The 22,729-nt window shown below is 61.2% G+C and carries 16 protein-coding genes; 4 read left to right on the top strand and 12 right to left on the bottom strand.

The window, feature by feature from the left end; translation table 11 throughout:
• The 8 genes from ACR9ZQ_RS31475 to ACR9ZQ_RS31440 all read right to left on the bottom strand — a co-directional run bounded on the left by ACR9ZQ_RS31475 (nt 1) and on the right by ACR9ZQ_RS31440 (nt 12,516).
• Nucleotides 1-1,794 carry a GMC family oxidoreductase gene (locus ACR9ZQ_RS31475; RefSeq protein WP_481429595.1) on the bottom strand — a complete coding sequence of 598 codons (1,794 nt, stop codon included), beginning with the start codon at nt 1,792-1,794 and terminating at the stop codon, nt 1-3.
• A gap of 2 nt (nt 1,795-1,796) precedes the next feature.
• Complete coding sequence (locus ACR9ZQ_RS31470; protein ID WP_481429594.1) at nt 1,797-4,586, bottom strand: c-type cytochrome; 2,790 nt, start codon at nt 4,584-4,586, stop codon at nt 1,797-1,799.
• Nucleotides 4,587-4,602: 16 nt separating this feature from the next.
• On the bottom strand, nt 4,603-6,078 hold the full coding sequence (locus ACR9ZQ_RS31465; RefSeq protein ID WP_481429593.1) for a c-type cytochrome: 1,476 nt from the start codon (nt 6,076-6,078) through the stop codon (nt 4,603-4,605).
• On the bottom strand, nt 6,075-6,506 hold the full coding sequence (locus ACR9ZQ_RS31460) for a hypothetical protein (RefSeq protein ID WP_007814655.1): 432 nt from the start codon (nt 6,504-6,506) through the stop codon (nt 6,075-6,077). Before ACR9ZQ_RS31460 ends, ACR9ZQ_RS31465 begins: the two co-directional genes overlap by 4 nt.
• Nucleotides 6,503-8,029 (bottom strand): c-type cytochrome, encoded by a 1,527-nt coding sequence (locus ACR9ZQ_RS31455; protein WP_481429592.1) that lies wholly within the window; start codon nt 8,027-8,029, stop codon nt 6,503-6,505. The genes ACR9ZQ_RS31460 and ACR9ZQ_RS31455 overlap by 4 nt, the downstream gene beginning before the upstream one ends.
• Before the next feature lie 34 nt (nt 8,030-8,063).
• On the bottom strand, nt 8,064-9,449 hold the full coding sequence (locus ACR9ZQ_RS31450; protein WP_310381590.1) for an NADH:flavin oxidoreductase: 1,386 nt from the start codon (nt 9,447-9,449) through the stop codon (nt 8,064-8,066).
• Between the two features lie 367 nt (nt 9,450-9,816).
• Nucleotides 9,817-10,965, bottom strand: a complete 1,149-nt coding sequence (locus ACR9ZQ_RS31445; RefSeq protein ID WP_481429591.1) for an ABC transporter ATP-binding protein — start codon at nt 10,963-10,965, stop codon at nt 9,817-9,819.
• A gap of 348 nt (nt 10,966-11,313) precedes the next feature.
• Nucleotides 11,314-12,516 carry an ROK family transcriptional regulator gene (locus ACR9ZQ_RS31440; RefSeq protein ID WP_310381587.1) on the bottom strand — a complete coding sequence of 401 codons (1,203 nt, stop codon included), beginning with the start codon at nt 12,514-12,516 and terminating at the stop codon, nt 11,314-11,316.
• A 240-nt stretch (nt 12,517-12,756) separates the two neighbouring features.
• On the opposite strand from ACR9ZQ_RS31440, the gene ACR9ZQ_RS31435 reads away from it, so the two are divergent.
• Together ACR9ZQ_RS31435 and ACR9ZQ_RS31430 are read left to right on the top strand one after the other, a co-directional pair.
• A complete protein-coding gene (locus ACR9ZQ_RS31435; protein ID WP_481429590.1) occupies nt 12,757-13,677 on the top strand; it encodes an ROK family protein in 921 nt (306 codons plus the stop codon).
• Nucleotides 13,674-15,416: a GH116 family glycosyl hydrolase gene (locus tag ACR9ZQ_RS31430; protein WP_481429589.1), complete on the top strand. Its 1,743-nt coding sequence runs from the start codon at nt 13,674-13,676 to the stop codon at nt 15,414-15,416. The genes ACR9ZQ_RS31435 and ACR9ZQ_RS31430 overlap by 4 nt, the downstream gene beginning before the upstream one ends.
• A 96-nt stretch (nt 15,417-15,512) precedes the next feature.
• Here ACR9ZQ_RS31430 and ACR9ZQ_RS31425 read toward each other — a convergent pair whose 3' ends face one another.
• From ACR9ZQ_RS31425 to ACR9ZQ_RS31415, 3 genes are read right to left on the bottom strand one after another with little or no spacing between them, the layout of a single operon-like run.
• A complete protein-coding gene (locus ACR9ZQ_RS31425) occupies nt 15,513-16,331 on the bottom strand; it encodes a carbohydrate ABC transporter permease (RefSeq protein ID WP_007814669.1) in 819 nt (272 codons plus the stop codon).
• Nucleotides 16,328-17,281: a carbohydrate ABC transporter permease gene (locus tag ACR9ZQ_RS31420; protein ID WP_310381579.1), complete on the bottom strand. Its 954-nt coding sequence runs from the start codon at nt 17,279-17,281 to the stop codon at nt 16,328-16,330. The genes ACR9ZQ_RS31425 and ACR9ZQ_RS31420 overlap by 4 nt, the downstream gene beginning before the upstream one ends.
• Nucleotides 17,278-18,519, bottom strand: coding sequence for an ABC transporter substrate-binding protein (locus ACR9ZQ_RS31415; RefSeq protein WP_477820325.1), 1,242 nt, complete (start codon nt 18,517-18,519; stop codon nt 17,278-17,280). Before ACR9ZQ_RS31415 ends, ACR9ZQ_RS31420 begins: the two co-directional genes overlap by 4 nt.
• A gap of 205 nt (nt 18,520-18,724) precedes the next feature.
• On the opposite strand from ACR9ZQ_RS31415, the gene pglB reads away from it, so the two are divergent.
• A complete protein-coding gene (gene pglB, locus ACR9ZQ_RS31410) occupies nt 18,725-20,023 on the top strand; it encodes a polygalacturonase PglB (protein ID WP_481429588.1) in 1,299 nt (432 codons plus the stop codon).
• Nucleotides 20,024-20,185: 162 nt separating this feature from the next.
• On the opposite strand, the gene ACR9ZQ_RS31405 is transcribed toward pglB, so the two are convergent.
• Nucleotides 20,186-21,391, bottom strand: a complete 1,206-nt coding sequence (locus tag ACR9ZQ_RS31405) for an MFS transporter (protein WP_310381574.1) — start codon at nt 21,389-21,391, stop codon at nt 20,186-20,188.
• A gap of 106 nt (nt 21,392-21,497) precedes the next feature.
• Here ACR9ZQ_RS31405 and ACR9ZQ_RS31400 point away from each other — a divergent pair, with 106 nt between their 5' ends.
• Nucleotides 21,498-22,439, top strand: coding sequence for an AraC family transcriptional regulator (locus tag ACR9ZQ_RS31400; RefSeq protein WP_481429587.1), 942 nt, complete (start codon nt 21,498-21,500; stop codon nt 22,437-22,439).
• The last annotated feature ends 290 nt before the right edge of the window (nt 22,440-22,729 follow it).

Here is a 22,729-nt window from a genome sequence, read left to right as displayed (position 1 = left end):
TCAGCTGTCGGTGAGAATGACATCGGCCGCCTTCTCGGCGACCATGTAGACGGCAGTGGCAAGGAAGTAGCCGGGAATGCGGGGAAAGACCGAAGCGTCAACGACGCGCAGGCCTTCGATGCCGTGCACCCTGAAGCGGCTGTCGAGCACGCCGCCACCTTCGCGGGGGCCGATGGCGCAGGTGCCGCAAGCATGATGGCCCCAGGCGTTTTCGGCCACATAGCGGCGAAGCGCTTCGTCGCTCTCGTTCTGCCGGCCAGGCTCCTCTTCGCTTGCGATGAGATCGTCCATCGCATCGTTGACCTTCCTGACGAAGCGGATGGCATGGACGACGGCATTGAGATCGAGGTCGTAATTGCCTGTTCCCTCGAAGAAGGAATGAAACATGACGGCAGGCGGGGCCGCGGGATCGACGCTTCTCAGCCGCACCGTTCCGCCCTGATTTTCGGTATAGGCCTTGAGGATCGCCCAGGTCATGTAATCAGGCTTGCGGATGCGTTCGGAATAGCGAGGATAATAGCCGCGGAAATCGGCCAGCAGCGAAAAGCAATGCAGGTCTGGTTCCGTCAGCGTGTCGCGGGATTTAAGCGTCAGGGAAAACATGACGCCGTTGCTTGTATAGTTGCCGATGCGAAATCTGCGCCACCGTCGGTAATGGGCGTCCCCCGTCGTATAGGTGACGCCCTTGAGGGCCGACCAGGGTTCGTTCACCCGGCTGACGACGCCGACCTCGTAGCGGTCCTGCAGGTTCCGCCCGACGCCCGGAAGCGCCTCGACGACGGGAATATTGTGCTCATCGAGATGGCCGGGATCGCCAATACCGGAGAGCATCAGAAGCTGGGGCGAGGCGAAGGCGCCGCCTGACAGGATGATCTCGCGGCCGGCCCGAATGACTTCCTCACGCCCCTCCCCGTTTATGCAGCGAATCGCGACCGCGCGCTTGCCGTCAAATTCGATGCGCGTGACCAGAGTGTTCAGGCGAAGCGTCAGGCGGTCGGGGTACCGCTTCACCACGTCGAGCAACCGCTCGCGCGGCCCGTGCCTGGTGTGGCGTCGCGTCGAAAGCGGTGTGACGCGCACGCCGCAGGCGCCGACGTTCCAATTGCGGTGGTCGTTGGGGTCGATCTCGGTCGTCTCCCAGTCGGAGCCCCGCTTGCCGAAGGCGTCGGCCGCCGCGCCGACGCAGCGCAGCAGCGCCCGCCACAACGGCCAGTCGCGCAAGGCCCGAAGCGGCAGAGCCCGCTCCGTCGTCATCCATCCCCACCATCCGTGGCCCGTCGGATTGAGGCCTGTTGCCGCGGCGAGCCACCGCCACAGGAAGAAGCGGTAGCGGCAGCGCTCGATGCGCTCGAAATAGCCCTGCATGTGCGAGGCCTTCCAGCTTTCGTCTCCGGTGATCGCAAAGATGTGGTTCCAGTCGCGATGATTGGGCCGCACGATGATCATCGCATGATGGGCGGTGCAGCCGCCGAGCCCACGCACGCGCGGATAAAGCACACCGTCCTTTTCTTTGCAGTAGCGCCAGTCGCGCTCCTGCATTTCCTGATTTTCGTAGTGGCGCACCCAATGGTTCTCGGCCATGCCGGGATGTTCGGAGGCAAAGGCATGAAAGGCAGGCACGCGACAGGCATCGGCAAGCGGCATGTCGGAGCCGTCGTCCGACTTCGCCAGCGGATCGCCGCCGGCCTCGATGACGAGCACCTTTCGCCCCTCTTCGGCCAGCCGCGCGGCGAGAACGGCGCCGCCGGCGCCGCTGCCAATAACGATATAATCGTGGGTCGGCCCGCCGGACATCGTCAGAACTGCTTCAGATAGGAAATCAGGGCATTCTTGTCCGATTGCGGCAGACCGGCGCCGAATGTGTGCCCACCATTGACCACATAGTCAGGGCATTTGCTCAAGCCCACCAGGCGATCGATGAGCTTCGTGTCGCGCACGACCTTTTCAGCTTTGGCGAGCACGGCGGGATCTGCGAGTTCCTTCGGCGTGCATTGCCCGCCGAGCTCTGAGAAGGCCCCAATCAGCGCCGGGCCGTTGGCAATTAGGCGCTTGTAATTGGCGAATTTGCTCTCCTCATCATTGTCGGGCAACAGCTCGGTGTTGGTCAGCGCGTTAATAGGGAAACCGGCTGGGAACGGGCCGACGGTGATCGAGCCGTCCTTCTTGAAGGCCCAGCCGGCGACCTTGTTCAGCAGGCCGGTGAAGGGCTTCACCTTGTCGGGCACGAAGCCCGGCGGCACGATGAGGCAGGAGGGAGCGCTGGTGCGGTAGATATAGCCCGGCACCGGCGCCTCGGTCATCTTATCCATGCGGCGGGTCTGCGGCGAAAGCATCTGGCGAATGGACCGGTCGAAAACCCCCAGCCTGTTTTCGACACAGGGCAGATAGGGATCGTCGGCATCGGCCGCCGGGCACGCGGTGCCGCGACCGGCGCCGTAGCCTGCGGCATGGTCCTGATTATAGTAGTCGGCCCCGTAATAGCTGTCCTCGTGCCCGACCGAATTGTTGAGCAGGAAGGGCGCCGTCGACCACAGACTGACCAGCGAGGGCGGCCTCAGATAGCCGCGCCCGTTGCCGGCCGCCTGCAGCGGCGTTGCCGCCCCCGAAACCGGATGATTGACCGTCACCTCATGTGGAGGCGGCAGCGACTTGTAGGTGGAGGAGGTGAAATTGTCCCAGATATCGCCCGAAAGACCGTTGGTGGCGATCGCGCTGCAAGCATTGGTGCGCACGACGTCCATCGGCACGCGCCGTTCCGTCGACAGGTAATTGCCGTCGAGGAAATCCTTTCCGTTCTCATCCTTTTGCGTGACGAGCTTGACCATGCCGTGCTTGAAGGCATCCGACTGCGCCCAGGCCCAGTAGCGGTCCCAGCATTCGCGATAATGCGGGCCGGCACCGCCGCCTGCGCAGATGCCCTGATCGACGCCGAGCTCCGGCCCCGGCACCGGCTGCTTGCTCGAATGACAGGCGGCGCAGTTTTCGGCAAAGACGATCTTTCCGCGCTCGACCTCGGCCGGATCGCGCGCTTCGAGCAACTTTTCTCCGACCGGCGTATCCTTCAGGTGATCGGCGCGGGCCGCGACCAGGAAGAATATCGCCATGTCAGGCGTCATCGCCTCAGCGGCCTGCCAGTAGACCGAGTTCTTCGCGGCTTCGGCGATGCGGATCGGCGAGATCTTCTGCCCCCCGAGGAAGGGGCGGAAGTGCAGCAGCCATTCCTCGCTGAAGAGGCCGATATTGAGATAGACGCGATTGAGCGCACCGAGCGTGCCGACGGAATCGGCGCCGTCCTTCAGGACGCGCATCGAGGCGACCGTGCCGGTCGCCTTGTCGTAGAGGGAGCCGAAGGCTGCGGTCTGCGGATAGTCCTGCGCCTGCTTGTTGTCCTTCTCGTCCCCCTTGATGATTTCCTTGCCGGTCTTTGCCCCGATGCGCAGCCGCTCCAGGACGTCGTAGACGGCATTCATCGTGCGGGGATTGTTCATGTAATCGGTCGAGACCAGCGAGGTATCGAGCGAACCCGGCGGGTTCGTATGGAACAGCTGGAAGAGGAAGTTCCTCTCGTTCTCGGCCGGTTCCCCAGGCGTCGCGCGCGGTTTGGTGTTCCAGAAGAAAATGCGGTCGACCCAGAAATACTGAGCGCCGGGATTGGACGAGATTTCGGAGAATTCCGGGCTCTCGACATTCTTTGGCGGGTTGATCGGATTGGGGCCGACATGACAGAAGGCGCAGGACATGCCGACGCGATAGGGACGCACGAGATCCTTGTCGTTGTAATAGGAGGGATCGGTGTAATAGCGCACTGCATCCCAATGTTCGGCGGCCTTGCTGTCGAAGTCAGGATTGGGGAAGAGACGCAGGCCCATCACGCCCGTCGGTTCGCCATAGTAAGAGCCGACCGGGATTTTCTTCTCTTCGTCCTTCACCTTGACCATGGTGCCGCGCGCGCCGATCTGCACGCCGGGATAGCGGGCATCCGCCTCGGCATTGCCGCCGAAACTGTCGGCCGCGCAGTCCTTTTTGCGCTGATCGATCCACAGCCCCCAATGATCGGGATCAGCGCTCTTCGGAGTGTCGAAGCAGGGTTCGTTGACGAGCCCGAGATAGCGGAAGCGGTTGTTACGGCCATAGGCCATCGTCGGATGGGACGAGATGGTCTTCAGGAGATCGAAGGAGCCAATCGTCGCGCTGGCAGCGAAGTCCCAGAAACGGTCGTTGCCGCCGGTCCAGACGATCCAGGCATTCTGTCCGCGGATCGCCGCCTTGCGGACGGCCTCCGGATCGAGCCCGGTGGCGGTTGCGACCTCCTTGATCTCGTCGGGATAATCGGCGCCGGCTGCAGGCGGCAGCAGCAAGCCCTTGTCCATTGCCGCGAAGTAAGGCTCGCCGGCCCCGGGAAATTCCTCGACCTTGCGATGGACTGTCTTCGCCTCGTCCTCAACATTGCCGAACTGGCTCGCATCCGGCTCGATCAGCCACCAGACGATGAGCGCAACCGCAGCAATGGCGATGACGGCGAGCGTGACGACGGCTGCCACGATCCAGGCGAGAAACCGCACGATGCGCTGTCTGACGTTTGCCATTGCCCCCTCCTGATGGTCAAAGTGTCTTGAGATAGGAAAGCAGTTGCTCCTTCGCCTCCGGCGGCAAATCCGTGCCCCAGAGATGACCGCCATTGCCGTTGCCCGGAAGGCTCGTATCGTAGAGCGTGCCGTATTGCTCCCCCGGCGTATCCGGCATGCTCACGAAGCCGCCATTGTCGGCATCCACAAGATCGGAGCCGCGGTAAAACTGCCCCGGCCGCTCGGCAGGCGGAAGCAGCAGGGCGCGCAATGTCGGAACGCTGCCATTATGCAGGTAGGGACCGCGCAGCCACAGGCCACCAAGGCCCGTGGCGACATAACCGTCGGTCTTCTGGAAATTGGCAAAACCCCAGGCATAGCGCGGCTCATAGGCCGCATAACGGTCGCGGGCTGCTAATGTCCACATGTCGAGGCGATGGCGGTCCGTACCGAGCTCGACGATCGGGACCGGTGTCCGGTAGCGTGCGCCCTTGGCTTCATGGCAGACGGCGCATTGCGCGGTATAGATCGCACGGCCGGCGTCGACTGCCGCCGCATCGACATGATAGGGATCGCCTGCCGGCTTGAGGGGAGAAAACGGCGACGGCGGCGGCCCCTGCAGGCGGATGAAATCCATAATGCGGCGAAGACCCTCTTCGCTTCCCCCGTAGGATTTGTAGGTCATGCCGTCGCCGATCGCGCCCGAGACCACCGTCTCGTAGAGATCGGTCTGCAATCCGTCCCAATGGAGTGAGAAGCGGCGCGTATTGGTGGCGGCGAGGTCGGCAAGCGACCACAGCGGCATCATGTCGGAATTGCCGATCGTGTGGTCATCGGCAAGTTGGAGGTTCTGGAACTTGACCGGATTGAAAGGATCGATCCGGCCCGGTCCCCAGTCCGGCCAATCCTTCATCCAGGCAAACTGCCGCCCCTGTTCCTGGAGGGCTGCCCGGGTCGCCGGCACCAGGACGAAGCGATAGAGCGCCCGCTCCCAGACCGGCATGTCATAGATCCTACCGATCTCCGTCATCACCCGGTCGGCGGTAAACCGCGGATCGGCGCCGACATCGATCAGAAAGCGGATATAGGCCTGCGGATTGACCCGCGTCCCAGGGCCTGCCTCGACCAGCCGCGCCGGCTCGGCGGCATGGAGCCGATAGCTGCCCTGGTGGCAGAAGGCGCAGTTCGGCGCAACGCGCTCTATGACGCCGAGCGTCTTGACCGACAGGCCGACCGGAACCTCGTCGCCGGCGCGCCAGTAGAGGCCGAAGGCGCCATAACCGTCCGCGTTTGCCGGCAGATGTTCGGGAAAGAGCTGCGGCAGGACGCGCCAGATCCAGTAGGGAATTCCCTGCGCCTCTTCATTGCCGATCGAGCCGTGATTGAAGACTTCGGCCAGATCGTTCGTCCTCGGCTGGGCGACCGGCCGGAAGAGCAGGAAGAACAGCGCAAAAGCGCCGACGACGATCAGGACGAGAACGGCGAAAAGCCATTTCCAGAAGACGCGCCTCATGCCTGTCTCCCTTCGGCGATGTTCTGTTCGAGCCGCAGGATGCGCAGGAGACAGAAAAGCGTCGCAATGCCGACCGACCCGTCGAGGAAGACGCCGGCGAGATAGCCGATCGGCTGGTCGAACACGAAGACGGCGAGAAAGAAGAAGACCGTGCCGAGCGTGCGGGAAGGGAAGACCGCGAGCCAGGCGAAGACGCGGTAACGGTCGATATCGAGCGTCGCCGGAATGTAGAAGATCGACAGGATCCCGAGCAGCAGTCCGGCAAAGCGCGGCCAGATCAGCTGGTTGACGGTGATGCCGAAGAGGCCGAGGATCCATTCCGGACAGAAGATGAGCGGCAGGACGAAGGCGAAGTTCAAAAGGATGCCGATCCAGACGAGGACCGCATGCCGTGCCTTCCATTTGCTGAGCGATCGCGACTGGGTCATAGCGTCTTCATATATTCGACGAGGGCGTCTTTTGCCGCCGCCGGCAACTCCGTGCCGTAGCGATATCCTTCGTGGCCGGCATTGCCATTTCCGGGACGCGCCGTGTCGTAGCGAAAGAGATCGCCGCCGGCAGACTGATCCGAGCGATAGCCCACTTTGGCGAGATCGAACTCGTCGCTGCCGCGGAACCAGACGGACGGCCGCTTGGCGCTCGGTTCAAGCAGATCGCGCAAGGTCGGCACCGAGCCGTTGTGCAGATAGGGCGATCGCGCCCAGATGCCGTCGAGCGGGTGATTGGCATAGCCGTCCGTCTTGTGGAAGCGGCTGAAGCGCCAGGGATAGCCGGCATAGAGCAGGTTCTGCTCGGCGGCGAAATTTGCCGTATAGGAGGTCCAGCGTCCCGCATCGGTGCCGATATCGGCGAGCGGAACCGTCTTGCCGAGGCGCGTGAAACGCTGCCTGTCGTAGCTGTAGTCCTTCGCATTCTTGAAGCCGTGGCAATCGGCGCAATAATGCAGGAACAGCGTCTTGCCCTCCGCCGCCTTCGCCTGATCGATCTTGGCGGCGACGGGGAACGGCGGCGAAGGCAGATCCCACATCCAGTCCTCAATGCGCGCGATCGACGCCCGGTCGACCGTCACGGGCGTCACACCGGCGCCGAGTGCGGCACTCAGGTTTCGTTCGGCCACGGAATCATTGTTGCCGTCCCAATGGAGGTTCATGCCCTCGCGCGGGCGCTGGCGCCAGATGGCGGGATAGTCGGAAGAGCCGTTCAGCGCAGCACCACTGATATGGGCCTCGTCCATCGGAAAGTTGAACTGCAGCGCCTTGTAGGGATTGAACGTGTCCACGCGGCCCGGGCCCCAATCCTCCTGGCGCTTGACGAAATCGAGCTGGGTGCCGAGATCGAGGAAGGCGTTCTTGACCCGAGGGAAGACCACGTAGCGATAGACCAACCGCTCGAAGACATTGAGATCGCCGCCGACCTTGGGGCTATCGATCGTCGCGATCAGCGCATCCGCGGTAAAACCGGGATCGCGGCCGACATCGATGAAGAAGCGAATGAATTCCTGCAGGCGCAGATTATTGGAAGGTGCGCCGGGGATGAGATGGCGAACCGCGTCGCCAGAAAGATGATAGGTGCCGACATGGCAGACGGAACAGTTGAGCCAGACCCGCTCGACGCCTGAGACCACGCGGCGCGACACCCCGATCGGAAGGTCGTCGCCAGGGATTTCGTAGAGGAAGCCGAAGCGGGCCCAGCCTTCCGGCCCGAGCTTGTCGGCATACATGACCGGCAAGGCCTTGAAGACCCAGTAAGGCGGTCCCGTCGCCGTCTCACTGCCGATCGAGCCGTGCATGAAATGCTCGCTCTGGCTTTTGAAGGCGACGACATACTGGTTGACGAACACCAGATAATAGACGAGCGCGAGCAACAGCAGCACGACGATCGCCAGCCACCAGCGGCGATGGCGGGCGACGGCGATCTCGACGGGCGTCTTGCGGTCGTTGTCGCTGCTCATAGGTCCACTCCGAATGCGCGGGTGATGGCGCGTGTCAATGGAAGGTCGGCGGCTCGAAAACCGACATGACCTGCTTGATCATCTTGCCGTAGCGATCCTCGAAGCTCGTTCCGTCAAACCGGCTGAGATCGTAACAACCGAGTGGGTTTTCGAGATCGTTGAGCAGACACTTGTTGCAGTAGGTGCATTCCTTCTCCGGGCCGTTGGCCTCGGCGAGGATCTTCGGCAGATCGTTGTTGGCGATCAGCGGGCGGGCCATGGTGACGCCGTCGCAGGCTTTCGAGCGGATGGCTTCGGCGATCCTGTCGGCATGCTGGAACCCGCCGGTACAGAGCACCTTGATGTCGGGATCGATCTTGCCGATCGCTTCGGAAACCGCCCGCGCATAATCGAGATTGATGCCCTCGATGACCTTGCCCCTGCGCCAGCGCCAGAGCGCCTGGAAGGCGCGCCCCAAAAGGGGATTGGAAAAGATCGCATAATTCATCGGCGCCCGCGTGCCCTGCGAGAGCATGCCGTCGTACCAGCGATGCAGGTCGTTCAGCGGCAGGTCGCCGGCCGGATTGCGCGGATGCGGAAATGTCGAGCCGCTCGAAACATGGAAGGAGTCGACGCCCTTGCCGCCGTCGAGCAGCATCGTGCAGATCTTGAGCGTCTCGTCGAGCGTGTTGCCTTTCTTGATCCAGGGATAGAGCCAGTCATTGTGGTCGACGCCGTTGATCTTCATCTGCAGATGGAAGTCCTGGCCGACCTCGCGGCGGATCGCCCTGACGATCTCGAGCACGAAACGCGCCCTGCCCTCCCAGCCGCCGCCATATTCATCCGTCCGGTCGTTGATGCCGGAACTCAGGAATTGCGTCAGCAGATAGCCGTTGGCGCCGTGAAGCTCGACACCGTCGAGCCCCGCCTCCCGGGCACGCCGCGCCCCTTGCGCGAACTGCTCCACCACTTCCGCGATTTCGGGTTTCGTCATCGCCTGGGCGAGCAGCCCATGGAAGTAGTCGCTCTTATCGGTCGAACTCAGGCCCTTGTTGAACAGGTTCTCGACGCCGCCCATGTCCTGCTGGCGACCGGAATGGCTGAGCTGCATGATGAACCGACAGTCATAGCCGTGGATACGACGGCCGACCTCCCGCCAGAAGGGGATCTTATCGTCGTCGTCGATCATCGCATAACGCACGAGGATTCGGCCACGCACGGAGACCGGCGTAAAGGAGGAAATGATGCAGCCGATCCCGCCGCGCGCGAACTTCTCCTCCCAGTTCAGCCGGGCGTTCCCGCCGTGACCGTTATAGTCGTCGAACTGGCCGGATATATTGGATCGGAAAAGACGGTTCTTCACCGTCAGCGATCGAAACTTAAGCTCATCGAAAATGAGCGCCGCATTGTCGGCGTGGATGTATTGACTGTCTGGATGCATGAAGGCCTATCCGATTGACGTGCCGAGGCAACGGAAGAGGAAGTAAAAGCCGATATGCAATGCTAAAGTTATAACTTTCTAGTGTATTGAAAGCTAATGCAATTTAATGTGGTTTGCAAACGAATTTCGGGAACATGCACCGCTTTACGCGGCAAGTCGCATGCAACCATCAGGATACAAACCCGGCGATGTTTGCAGTCATCTTGTTGATCGTGCCCGTGATGATCAGCAGGGCGGCGAGCACCACCAAATGGTTTCAGCAATTTGTAGGTGCATCGAAGCGGTCAATCGCCAATCCTCTGGAGGATAGAATTGCAACGATCCGCCGGTCGCCTCATCGGCGCAGCCTCAGGAGCGGCAGAACGCTTTACGCCTCGACATCGCCGGCATGAACGTGAGCCGCGGCGCCGATAGGCGGTTTTGTGATGGAACTGCCGGTCTTGGCTCGAAAGAGATGAAGGCGCGCGGGCCGGACCACAAGCTGCAGGGTTGCACGGTCCTTGACCGCCACATGATCAGGCAGGTGGACGATCGTTGCAGTCCCGCTGCCCTCCACCACGCCATATACATAGGTATCCGTGCCGATGCTTTCGGCGTAATCGACTTCGAAGCGGATCGGAAAACCGTCGGCGCCATTGCCCTTGGCGAGTTCGAAATGGCTCGGCCGGACACCAAGGACCACAGGTTCGCCGACGGTCGCATCCCCCAATTGCGCCGGAATGTCCAGGCGGCCGAAGCCCGGTACGTCGACAACAACATGACCAGGACCGGTCCCGGCAAGCATTCCATCGAAGAAGTTCATCTGCGGCGAGCCGATGAAGCCCGCGACAAACTTGTTGGCCGGGGCCTCGAACAGCTCCAAAGGGGTGCCGACCTGCTCGACGCGTCCGGCATTGAGGACGACGATGCGGTCCGCCATCGTCATGGCCTCGACCTGATCATGCGTCACATAGATCATGGTGGCGCCAAGCCGCTTGTGGAGGCGACTAATCTCGCCTCTTGTCTGCACGCGAAGTGCGGCATCCAGATTGGACAGCGGTTCATCGAACAGGAAGAGCTTGGGGTTCCTGACAATCGCACGACCGATCGCCACGCGTTGCCGCTGGCCCCCCGAGAGCTGTTTCGGGCGTCTATCGAGGAGAGGCTCGATCGCAAGCATTCTTGCCGCCTCCACCACACGCCGATCGATTTCGGCCCGGCTCATCGTGAGGTTTTCGAGGCCGAAGGACAGATTCTTGGCAACGGTCATATGCGGGTACAACGCATAGGACTGAAACACCATCGCGATCCCGCGATCCCCTGGAGGCGACGCCGTCACATCATCGTCGCCAATGATGATCTTTCCCGCGCTCACACTTTCGAGGCCAGCGATCAGGCGAAGCAATGTGGACTTGCCACACCCTGAAGGGCCGACCAACACGACGAATTCGCCCTCACCCACATCGAGATCGACACCATGGAGAATCGAATGATGGCCGAAGCTCTTCCTGACATCGTTCAATTTGAGACCGGCCATGAATCCATTCCTTTGACGTTTCTTCCGGAGGCGGCCGCAGCCACACCGAGGCGATCGGATCTCCTCACATCTCGGTTCAGTCTGCGTGGAAGCAATTAGTTCGTCAAGATGACGAACGTATTTTTCTATCGGCGACCATCAGTTTCCTCCCGTCTGCAGACAGGATTTTCAATAAACCCCATCCTGAGCGGCTCGCGCCTGCGCAGGTTCCGGCGGTCATTGTTCTCGGCTATCTGGCCTTTGGCGATGAGCAGCCGCCGTCGCCTTCATCGGTGGCGGGACCGTCATTGCGCCTGGCCATTCCGGTACCGCGACCATTGTCGTGTGACACGGAGATCTGAGTGACAATCAAAGCGGCGGCGGCGGCAAGCGCCGCTGCTCCGGCAAGGTCTGGGGAGAAAAAAGCAGGTTGTGAACGTGGTTCAGTCCAATCGCGAGAGCCCCGACCAGCGTTGCCCGACCGCCAAGAACACTTGCCTCGACATCAATGGCACGGCGGCTCGCCTTCACGATACCTCGCCGAACGCCTTCGGCTATCAGGGGGTGGCGACCGATACTGCCGCCGAGAACGACGATCTTGGGATCGACGATCGCATTGACGGACACGACAAGCAGCGCGGCAATGTCCGACACCTTGCCGATCACCTCGACCGCGATCGGGTCGTTCTTTTCGGCAAGTTCCAGGATGTCCCGGACCGAGGTGTCCTTCTCACCCCCCGAACGCTCGTAGAGCTCGCTAATTCCGCGAGCCGCGATCGCGCATTCCAGCGCGCCCCTTTCAAGACTGTCCTTCGTGTATGGATCGGCACCGAACGGCATGTAGGAAATCTCGCCGCCCGCTCCGTTTGCGCCACGCATCAGCTTGCCGTCCTGGAGCACGCCGAGCCCGATACCCGTCCCGAGCGAAATGAACGCCACGGTATCGATTGCGGTCGCGCATCCCTGCCAGGACTCGCCGATAACGGCTGCGTTGACATCGTTTTCCAGGACGACGGGACAGCCGAGCCTCTGGCTGAGCGTCCTGCCGATATCGATGCCGGCGATATCGGCGAGGTTCGGCGCCATCGAGAGCGCACCCGTCGTAGGATCGACGACCCCTGGCGTCGCTATCGCCGCTACGAGAACGAACTCCCTGGCGATGCCCATCTCCACAAGCATCTTCGACAGCATTGCTTCGGCCTGGTCGATCAGATGATAGCCGCCACGGCGGTCGGACGGATAGTCGATCTCGCCGACAACGTTTCCGACGATGTTGCCAAGCACGATGCGCGTCGTTGTCGCGCCCATGTCGATACCGACAGCATAGCCGGCATCGCCATTGACCTCATAGGTAATGGCCGTGCGGCCGATGCGACCGCTCGTGACGCCTTTTTCCCGAACCCAGCCACCTTCTTCCAGCGCCCTGATGACCTCGGACATCGTCTGCTTCGAAAGGCCTGTGATCTTTGAAAGCTCGGCTCGCGAGGTAGGTCCGGCATGGAGCAGCACGTCCATAACCGCGCGCACGGAGATCTGTCGCAGCACGGGAGGCGCGTTTTCGGTCAATACCATCGTCGAGCTACCCCGCCAGATCCGTCTTCATCGTTGCACCGGTGTTTTGCTTTTTCCATGAAAGCCCCCCGATTTCAAACAGCTTGTTGACAGTTCGTGGGCGCGGCCATAATAAATTCGTCAACCTGCCGAACAAATATCGCAAAAGGACTGCATTTGTCAAATATATCAACCATTGCGTCTGGCTTGCGACAGGCGAACAGCGTCCATCGTTCGGACGAAGCGGGCGGATCTGAAGGCATGGTCGCCGGTGTCGACCTCGGCGGTACCAAGGTCCTGGTAGGACTTGCCGATCTGCAGGGGCGTATTGTGGCAAAGGCCGAAGAGCCGACCGAACACGGCGCGGGAGCCCCTGTATTGCGGCAAATTCCACGGATGATTTTGTCCCTGGTGCAGGACAATCGCGATCGGGGGCCGTTGTGCAAGGCTGTTGTCGGCGTACCGGGTGCGGTATCGCCGTTGACGGGGCTTGCGTCACTTTCCCCTCACCTGGCCATTCCAGCCGATCAGCCGCTCGCCGCGCTGCTCGCACGAGCCCTGCCCTGCCCCGTCGTGGTTGAAAACGACGTGAATCTCGCAGCTTTCGCCGAGGCCACTCTCGGCAAAGGACAGGATCAGGACTCGCTTGCATTTATCGCTTTCGGAACCGGTGTCGGCATGGGGCTGGTCATCGGTGGAACGCTCTTCCGCGGCCAGCACGGGCGGGCAGGCGAACTGGGTTTTCTGCCGCTAGGTCCCAATCCTCATCAGGCGGCGCCGCAGGCCCGCGCCGGTCTCTTCGAGGATCAGGTTGATTCACCCGCGGTGCGCAGCCTGTATGGCGATGGGACGCTGTCGGTCGCCGAGATATTCGCTCGCGCTGCTGCCGGAGACGGGGAAGCTGTCGCGGCCATCGAAACACTCGCAAAATCGGCGTCGGTCGGCCTGGCCTCCGTGCAAGCCCTCTTCGACCCCGCTCTCATCGTGCTCGGTGGGGGCATCGGGTCGCGCGGCGAGTTTGTCGACGCCGTCAGGCGTCACATGTCGACGCTTCTGCCGTTTGAGACACGGATAGAGGCAACCGGGATTGGCCCCGAAGCTGGCATGCTCGGGGCGCTTATGCTTGGCCTGACCGATCTTGCGGCAACTGAGAATGCAGGAAAACAGGAAGCCATCCAATGAGCGCCGCATCAGCAAAACCGCAAGTTCTGATACCACTTGATGACGGACAGCTTCGTTCTACGACACCGGTGCTTGTCCCGTTCATGGCTCCGCGCCTGCAGGGCGATTGTCGGCCGGAAGGCAGGATTGAACTTTCGCTATGGGGCGCCGGCAAGCTGGTCAATCTGACCTTCACCGGCTGGAGCGCCCCTTTCACCTATTCCCCGAACCGGGTGGAAGCGCATGGCGGAGGGCTTTACGTGGCGCAGTCGGCGCCGGCGCTCTTCTTGAAGGGCGCAAAGCTGCGGACCTTCATCCCTGCCCGGCGCTGCGCCTGGTGGGGCACGATGGCGAAACGCGAACCGATCGAACGGCAAGAGGGTCGCCGCATTGCGCGCACCGGTTGGGGCGTCGCCATCGCCGAACAGAGGCGGGACGGCATTTTCGTGACCGCCGGCGCGACGATCGAGGAAGCGCTTGCAGCGCTCGAGCTCGACCAGACGAAACTGATTGCCGAGGCCAATGCCTACGTCACGCGTTGCGATGCGATGCCGGAGGCGCCTGCCCTGATGCGCAGCATGATCTCGCAAAGCCTGCATGCCGCTCTTTCCAGCATAAGGCGGGACGAGCATGGTGCCTTTGCCGGCCTCGCCGCCGGCCAGGCCTACAGCGCGCCGGCTCGCACCTATTACCGTGACGGCTATTGGACGCTCCAGGCTCTCCTGGATCGGGAACCAGAGGCAGTTCGCGCCCAGATCGATCGTCTTGCGCGCGGTGTGCAGGAAAACGGCGAGGCGCCAAGCGGCGTCATCCTGACGGGACCTGGGCAGGCCGAGGAATGGGAAAAGGTGCGTCTGACAGATCCCCGGATCAAGGAGGAGCACCTTCGACCCGGCGACTGGTGGAGCGATCACTTCGACAGCCCGCTCTTCTTCATTCTGACGATCGGCGACTATATCAATGCGACCGGCGACGGCTCACCGCTGTCCCTGTACTGGGACAAGGTGGTGGCGATCTTCAATCGTTACTGCGGCTTCGACGAGACGGGAACCGGCTTGCCGATCAAGCCGCGGCATGACCGCGATTGGGCCGACAATGTCTACCGCCACGGTTACGTGGCCTATGATCTCGGCCTGTGGATCGGTGCCCTCGACGTCATCGCACAGCACGGCGCCTCGCTCGACAAAGCCGTTGCATCGAAGGCGGCAGCCGTGGCGCAAAAGGCGCGCGCTTCGCTGGACGAGGCGCTTCTGCAACCGGGTGGCACTTACGCGGACTACGGGACAAAGACAGATTTCGTCGAAGACCACCTGACGCTGGACAGCCTGACTCTGCTTCGCTTCAAGGCGGTTTCTCCCGAGCGAGCGAAAAGCGTTCTCGCCAAGGTCCAGGAGATCCTGGAAAGTCGCAACAACGACGGCCAGCCTTATGGCGACTGGGGCGTGCTTTGCGCCTATCCGCCGTTCAAGCGCCCCAAGGATACGCGTGAGAAGTCCTATTTCGCGTATCGCTACCACAATGGGTCGGACTGGCCCTATCTTTCGGGCCTTTATGCCGAGCAACGGCTTGCCTACGGCCTGGACGGCGCGGACTACCCGCTCCTGCGCTGGTGGAAGACCTGCCTCGAAGAGGGCTGGATGGGTGCCGTCGAATATTTCTCGCCACCCTGGGGGCGTGGCTCGCTGCTTCAGGGATGGAGCAGCATGCCGGCCGCCGCAGCCCTCGCCCACAAGGACAAACTGCCGGCGGCGATCCGCTAGAGGTTTTCCGACCGGTCGCCACGGAGACGGCGTTTGAAAGAGAAAATGCAAAGGGCCGCCGGAGAGGCGGCCCTTTTTGCACGATATGTTGCAGCACTATTCCTTCGTTGCGCCCGCCATCAGGCCGTTCATCAACATGCGCTGCAGGGCTGTAAACATGACGAGCACGGGCAGCACCGAAAGCACCGACATGGACAGCAGCCTGGGCCAGTTGATACCGAAGCGCCCCACCGTATTGGCAAGCGCGACCTGGACCGTCCACTTGTCCTGGTCGCTGATGATCAGGAACGGCCAAAGATAGTCGTTCCAGCGCCATACGAGATTGAAGGCGAGCAGCGTGCCGATTGCGGGTATGGCGAGCGGAACGATGATCCGCCACAGGATCCGCCATTCCGGCGTACCATCGAGGCGCGCCGCCTCTAAAAGGCTGTCAGGAATGTTGGTGATGTACTGGCGCATGAGGAAGACCCCGGTCGGGGTTGCCGCCGGCGCGATGATGATGCCTGCGAGCGTATCGAGAAGATTGAGATCCCGCAGCACCAGAAAGACCGGGATCATGATGATCTGCAGCGGCACCATCAACGACGACATGATGAGCAGGAAGAAGAGCGTGTCTCCTTTAAACCGAAACTTCGCAAGTGCGTAGCCGGCCATGACGCTGATGGTGACGGACAGCAGCGCCGAGAGCACGGAGACAATGGCCGAATTGCGGAAGAAGATGAGGAACTTCGCGCGCGACACCGTGTCGATGAAGTTCTGCAACGTCGGTTGCGCCGGCAAAATGGTCGGCGGCCACTGGAAGATCTCCTGTTGTGATTTCAACGAAGACAGGAAGAGCCAGATCGGCGGCATCAGGAAGACGAACAGTGTCAGCACGACAAAGGCCAGTCGCCAGGGAGAGTAGATACGTGTCATTTCTCACTCCGCGATATGCGCAACTGGAAGATGGTGAGGAACAGCAGGATGATGAACAGCACCATGGATTGGGCGGCCGCAACGCCAGCCTGCATCGGTTTCTGGAACGCAGTGTCGTAGATCGTCTGTATGAGGTAGACGGTCGCCTTGCCCGGACCGCCGCCCGTCAGGGATACGACGAGTTCGTAGACCTTGAAGGCCTCGATCGAGGACAGGACCAGGACGACGGCGAGCGTCGGCTTGAGGAGCGGCAAGGTGATATGGGTGAATTGCCGCCACTTGCTGGTGCCGTCGATCGAGGCCGCCTCGTAATAGTCGGTGGAAATCGCGGTCAGGCCTGCAATGAAGATCATCATGTTGAAGCCGGCTTGCGCCCACACCCAGGCGATGACGACGGCGATCTGAGCCATCGTGTCCTGTTCCAGCCATGGGATTGGCGCGATGCCGGTCAGCGAAAGCAGGTAATTGACGAGGCCGTTGTTGAGGCCGAACAACCAACGCCAGGCGACGCCGATGATCAGCAGGCTGATCATGGACGGGAAGAAGACGATTGTGCGTACGATGGCAAACAGCCTGGTCTGTGGCGCCAGCAGGAGAGCCAGCGCCAACGAGACGACGATGTTCAGCGGAACCGCGACGATGACGAAAAGAACGGTCTTGAGCAATGAAACCTGAAAATCGGCATTGCTCAGGAGCCCGATGAAGTTATCCAGGCCGACATATTGCGGCAAGGTGCTGGGCACCTGCGGAACGACGACCACACCCCGCTTGAAAAAGGCCATGAAGAGGCCCTGGACCAGCGGGTAAAGGGTGAAGGTAACGAGGAGCGCCATTGTCGGCACCATGAGCAGGTAGGGCCAGCCGAGGCTTGCCAGGCTGCCTCGCAGACCTTTCGGCACTGGGTGGGGACCCAGTGCCGAACGGCTATCTTCCAGTATGTCCGTCGTCACTTGCCAGCCTCAAGCGAGGCATCGGCAGCCTTCTTGATCTGCGAAATGGCCTCGGCAGAGGAGATCTGACCGGCAACAGCCTGCGTGACGGCTGTCTTCACGGTACCCCAAACAGCCTGCATCTGCGGCCAGGCCTGGTCGGTCGCAGCGTAAGCAGGGCTGGCGTTCAACTCGGCCTGCATTGCCTTGATCGCATCGGTCGCGGCCGGATTATCGTACTTGACGGCTGCCGCCTTCAGGTTGGCCGGGATCATGCCGAAGGTCTTGGCGTACTGTGCCTGAATATCCGGCGAGGTGACCCATTTGATGAAATCGATCGCTTCCGGAAGATGCTGGCTCGTGTTGAAGGCCACGATATAGTCGCCTCCGTAGATCGACGAGGCGACGGTGCCCCGCGGCGTCGGACCGGCCTGCCACGCAAAATGCGCGTTGTCCGCCAGTCCGGCGATTTGCCAGCTTCCCGACATATAGGCTACGGCCTGACCGGCTGTGAAGATTTCCTTCGGATTGTCCGAACTCGCACCGGACCAGAGCCCGGGCGGCATTGCGGCCTTCGTGATGTCGATGAACTTGTCGAGCGCGCTCGTCCACGCTGCCTCGTCCATGACGACCTTCACAGGTTCTTTTTCCGTATAGATGTGGTTTCCGTACTGATACTCGTGAACGATCCAGCGGCTTGCCGAAACGTCCCAGACAAGCGGATAGCGCGTACCCGACTTTTCGGCGACTTCCTTGATCTTCGGAACGAATTCATCCCAGGTCCAACCGGTTGCGTGGTCCGGGATGGCAATCCCGGCCTTCTTGAAGGCATCGACATTCAGGAAGACGCCCGTGGAGGTTACACGCAGCGGCGCGGCGATAACCTTGTCGTCGAGCTTGGCGCCATCGCCCCAGCCCTTGACGAAGTCGTTGATCCATTCGGGGCCGATCTCCTTGTTGAGATCGACGAGGAACGGACGGATAACCGGCTCCATCGACGAAGTGAGCGACAAATCCGGCATGATGCCGGAGGCCGCATATTGCTGGAACTTCTGGACCATCCCGTCATAAGGGGTGATCTCAAGGTCGAAGGTCGTGTCCGGGTGCAGTTTCGTGTACTGATCGAGCAAGGCGCGTGTGTTTGCCTCTTCCTGATCATTGTCGACATACCAGACGATCTTCAGTTCGGATGCTGCCGCAAGCGAAATCGTCATCGCCAGGGCGCTTGCCGTCATAATCAACGTCTTGAGCGGTTTCATAGGGTTCCCCTTCTTTGCTCCTCAAACTTTGGCAACAACCGGCCTCCAAATCTCCCTTTGGCCGATCGTTTGTTCGTAACCATGACGAATTAAATACGAGTTTTCGGTGGTGTCAACACAAACAAGATTGACCGCATCAATTAGTTCGTCCTGTTGACGAATAAAATGGCATAGCTTAATCATCCCGAGAGCCAGAGGAGAAGCAATGGATATTTCAGTCGAGCCGAATGGCGCTGACCTGCAGCAATCTATCGACAGGCTGGTTAGCGCCGGCGGAGGAACGCTTCTCCTGCAAGCGGGCAGGCACATTACGGGACCCATCCGCCTGTTTAGCGGTATTACGCTGTCAATCGGGCCGGGTGCCACGCTAGAGTTCGTCCCCGATTACGCGCTCTATGCCGGAAATTCGGTGAGCGTAATCGCCGAGGGATCCGATCGCGCCTATATCGTCGCGCAGGAGGCCCATGACGTCGCGATCACAGGCGAAGGCAAGATCCTTGCTTCGGGCGGCGCCTTCAGCACCGGCTTCGACGAGACGGTCGGCACCTACACGCCGAGCGAAAAGCGGCCGAGGGTCCTGGTGTTCGAAGACTGCAGCAAGATCAGGCTGGAAGGCTTTGTCATCGAAGATTCGCCGATGTGGACGGTCCACCTGGTGCGCTGCCGTGACGTGATCGTCGAGGGCATAACGGTATTCAACAACCGACAACTCCCGAATACGGACGGGATCGTCATCGACAGCTGCGCAAAGGTCGCAGTGCGCCGCGTCATCATCAAAACGGCGGACGACGGCGTCTGCCTCAAGACCAGCCGAAGCGAAAGGGGCATCGCAGGCTGCGTGGAAATCGAGGTTTCGGATTGCCTCGTCGAGAGCAACAGTTGTGCATTGAAGATCGGCACGGAGAGTTTTGGTGACATCCGCAACGTCGCCTTCTCGCGTTGCAAGGTCCAAGATTCCAATCGCGCCCTCGGCATTTTCTCGCGTGACGGCGGAGTGATCGAAGACGTCGCCTTCTCGGACATAGAGATCGATTGCCATGAAACGCCCGATGGTTTCTGGGGCTCGGGTGAGCCGCTCACAATTACCCAGCTCGATCGCAGGCCGGAGATACCGGCTGGCCTCGTCACCAATGTCCGCGTCGAGAACGTGACGGGGCGCTGCCAGGGTCCGATCAATCTCTTTGCGGCGAGAAACGGCGGGATTGCCGGAATGAGCCTCAGCAATATTCAGTTGACGATCGAGGAAGGCTTACTGGGAACAGCCAGGCAATATGACCTGCGCCCCACAAGTGCCGATCTCTCCCCGCCCAAGGACCACGAGGGTCGTGGCAATGCCTGGTTGCGGGGAGCGGACGGAAAAATTGTCGGCCTTATCGATTATCCGGCAGGCATGCCGGCGCTCTTTGCGCATAATATCGCTGGCCTCACGCTCGACAATATCGAAATCCAGCGTCCGGAGCCTCTGCCAGACGGCTGGAACACCGAAACCCTTTGCATCGAGTGAGCGATAGGGGTCAGTCACACCAAGAGCAATTTGGCGCATGATGTGATGGAGGCCGTCCCGGGATCGTCGTCCTTACTGTTCCATCCATCAGGAAGAACGCACGTCCCCGGCGGCCCTCATCGTGGCTATTCTCTCGCTTTGGCGGCTCCGGATGGTCTTTCCTTAAGACGCCACCGCTACCGTCCTTCGGCTCAGGACGCCAATCACCAGGGATCCACAAAGCGCGGCAATAGCTGCAAAGCCGAACACCCCTGCCAGCCCCTGCGCCTCGACGATGAAGCCACCAATGGCCGCCCCACTCGAAATGGCGACCTGGAAAGTAGTCAACATCAACGCACCGGCGCTTTCCGCTTCATCGGATGCTGCTTGCGTGACGAAGCTTTGAACGCTCACCGGCAGGGCTCCGAAGGAAAAACCCCACAGCGCGGTCGCGACAAACGCGACGCTTGCAAGGTTGCCGGCAAGCGCTAACGCCATTGTTGTCGCAGCGATCCCGGTAGCCGCGATGACGATGGACAGCGCCGTGCTGCGCTCGGAGACAAAGCCTCCGAACAGATTTCCGAGAAAACCGCCGATCCCGAAGGCCAGCAGAACCACGGATATCCCCTCAACCCCAAAATGTGGCACCGTTTCGAGGAAGGGCCGAATGAAGGTAAAACCCGCGAAATGGCCGGCAACCACCAGCAAGACGGTCAGCAGGCCCAGTCGGATTGCCGGGCGACGCAGCACCGTGGCCATCGTGCCCAATCCTGCGGCGCCGGTCGACGGCATCGCAGGCAGGGTGAGGAGCTGAGCGATGAAGGCAAGGCCGCCGACTGCAGCCGCGATGACGAATGCAGAACGCCAGCCGTAGGCTTCTCCAACCCAGGCGCCGACAGGTGCAGCGCAAACCGTTGCAACGGATACGCCAGTCATGATGATCGCCATCGCCCGCGGCATCAACCGCTCTGGAACAAGCCGCATGGCGAGCGCCAGCGACATGGCCCAGAAGCCGCCGAGCGCGATCCCGAGCAACCCGCGAGCAACGAGAAGCGTCGCGAGCCCATCAGAGAATGCTGCCAAGAGACTGGAAACAACGAGCAGGGCTGTCAATCCGAGCAAGGTGAGACGACGGTCAAATCGGCTGGTGCCAATGACAATTGCGGGGCCTGCGATCGCGCCGATGACGGCGGTCATCGTGACCGACTGGCCGGCAGCACCGATACTGACATGGAGATCTTGTGAAATTGGCGTAAGCAAGCTGGCTGGAAGAAACTCGGCCGTCACGAGACCGAAGACGCCGAGCGAAAGCGATACCACGCCTGCCCAGGCCGGATCAGCCTCCTTCTTGTTCGCGTGGAAGCCATTGGCTTCGGGATTGATGTTCATATGCCATCTCCAAAGATTGTGATGACAAGGCTAGACGGCTCACGCTGGTGTTTCTATGCTAGAAAATCCACAAGACATGACTGTTCGTCCAAATGACGAGGGCACGATGAGTGATGCACTGACGGAAATGATGCGAGGGCTTCGTCTGGATGGCGTCGACTACGGCCGCTGCCAGCCGTCCGCCCCATGGGCGACGGCGTTTCCGACCAAGGATGAAGCGCAGTTTCACTTTCTGGCAGCCGGAGAAGCATTTGTGCAGACGCCGGACGGGGAATGGATGGAAATGCGCCCGGGGGACGCGGTCCTGCTGCCGCGGGGCGATGCCCATGTCCTTGCAAGCGCGCCCGGTATAGTGCCGACGCCCGTCGAATCCATGCCGCGCAAGGCGGTCTGCGATGGGATCGTCGATCTGCAATGCCCCTGCGCGGATAGTAAGAACCTGCTGTTTTTCGCGGTCATGCGCTTCAATGTCGACAAGCGGCATCCCTTGCTGCAACTGATGCCCGATGTGATGCGGACAAGCGATCTGGCAGCCAGTGAACCCTCCATCCCTGCCCTGCTCGATGCGATGATGCACGAGGTCGATATGAACCGCGTCGGCGCGGGCGGTATCCTGGCCCGGCTTGCTGATGTTCTGACCGCGACGATCATCCGCGCCTGGGTGGAGCACGGCTGCGGCGATGCTTCCGGATGGTTGACAGCCGTTCGCAATCCCGAGGTCGGGCGGGTCCTGGCGGCGATCCATCTCGACCCTTCCCATGACTGGACGGTCGAAGAACTCGCTCGCAAGATGGGCGCTTCCCGTTCTGGTTTCGCGGAGCGCTTTGCCAGGGCCGTTGGCGAAACACCCGCTCGATACGTCGCTCGCATGCGCATGCACCAGGCGCATCAGTGGCTACGTGAAGGACAGCGCGTGGCCGCGATTGCCGAACGCCTCGGCTATGAATCGGAGGCGTCATTCAGCCGTGCGTTCAAACGCATCATCGGCGCCCCGCCCATGGCCTTCCGCGGGCGACCGCCGGATGGTCGCGCTTCCGCAATACCGTGATCTGTGAAGCACACACAGCTTCGATGCCAGTTTTTGTGACAGCCGCTTGACGACTTGCCACCGGCGGTGCTGCGCATGACCAGCCCACCTGATCCGGTTTCATCAGATAGGTCGGCGTCAGATTGATCAGGCTTTCGGCGTCATGTGCTCAATTCGAAATCCAATCTTTGTCGTCCATGGAGATTGCACATTCGGCTGGAGCTGGACGACCTGTCTACGCCTTTCGGCTGAAAACCCGCGAAGCTCCTTCCTTCCGCCGATGATAATGCTAGAATTTCGGTTAGTGATCC

This window comes from Rhizobium sp. KNZ14-9A (genome assembly GCF_056755015.1).
Note: the sequence above shows the minus strand (reverse complement) of the source record. Positions and strands in the feature narration are given on the sequence as shown.

Coding starts and splice junctions, on each gene's coding strand:
- ACR9ZQ_RS31475 (WP_481429595.1), bottom strand. CDS start 1,794: ATGTCCGGCGGGCCGACCCACGATTATATCGTTATTGGCAGCGGCGCC.
- ACR9ZQ_RS31470 (WP_481429594.1), bottom strand. CDS start 4,586: ATGGCAAACGTCAGACAGCGCATCGTGCGGTTTCTCGCCTGGATCGTG.
- ACR9ZQ_RS31465 (WP_481429593.1), bottom strand. CDS start 6,078: ATGAGGCGCGTCTTCTGGAAATGGCTTTTCGCCGTTCTCGTCCTGATC.
- ACR9ZQ_RS31460 (WP_007814655.1), bottom strand. CDS start 6,506: ATGACCCAGTCGCGATCGCTCAGCAAATGGAAGGCACGGCATGCGGTC.
- ACR9ZQ_RS31455 (WP_481429592.1), bottom strand. CDS start 8,029: ATGAGCAGCGACAACGACCGCAAGACGCCCGTCGAGATCGCCGTCGCC.
- ACR9ZQ_RS31450 (WP_310381590.1), bottom strand. CDS start 9,449: ATGCATCCAGACAGTCAATACATCCACGCCGACAATGCGGCGCTCATT.
- ACR9ZQ_RS31445 (WP_481429591.1), bottom strand. CDS start 10,965: ATGGCCGGTCTCAAATTGAACGATGTCAGGAAGAGCTTCGGCCATCAT.
- ACR9ZQ_RS31440 (WP_310381587.1), bottom strand. CDS start 12,516: ATGGTATTGACCGAAAACGCGCCTCCCGTGCTGCGACAGATCTCCGTG.
- ACR9ZQ_RS31435 (WP_481429590.1), top strand. CDS start 12,757: ATGGTCGCCGGTGTCGACCTCGGCGGTACCAAGGTCCTGGTAGGACTT.
- ACR9ZQ_RS31430 (WP_481429589.1), top strand. CDS start 13,674: ATGAGCGCCGCATCAGCAAAACCGCAAGTTCTGATACCACTTGATGAC.
- ACR9ZQ_RS31425 (WP_007814669.1), bottom strand. CDS start 16,331: ATGACACGTATCTACTCTCCCTGGCGACTGGCCTTTGTCGTGCTGACA.
- ACR9ZQ_RS31415 (WP_477820325.1), bottom strand. CDS start 18,519: ATGAAACCGCTCAAGACGTTGATTATGACGGCAAGCGCCCTGGCGATG.
- pglB (WP_481429588.1), top strand. CDS start 18,725: ATGGATATTTCAGTCGAGCCGAATGGCGCTGACCTGCAGCAATCTATC.
- ACR9ZQ_RS31405 (WP_310381574.1), bottom strand. CDS start 21,391: ATGAACATCAATCCCGAAGCCAATGGCTTCCACGCGAACAAGAAGGAG.
- ACR9ZQ_RS31400 (WP_481429587.1), top strand. CDS start 21,498: ATGAGTGATGCACTGACGGAAATGATGCGAGGGCTTCGTCTGGATGGC.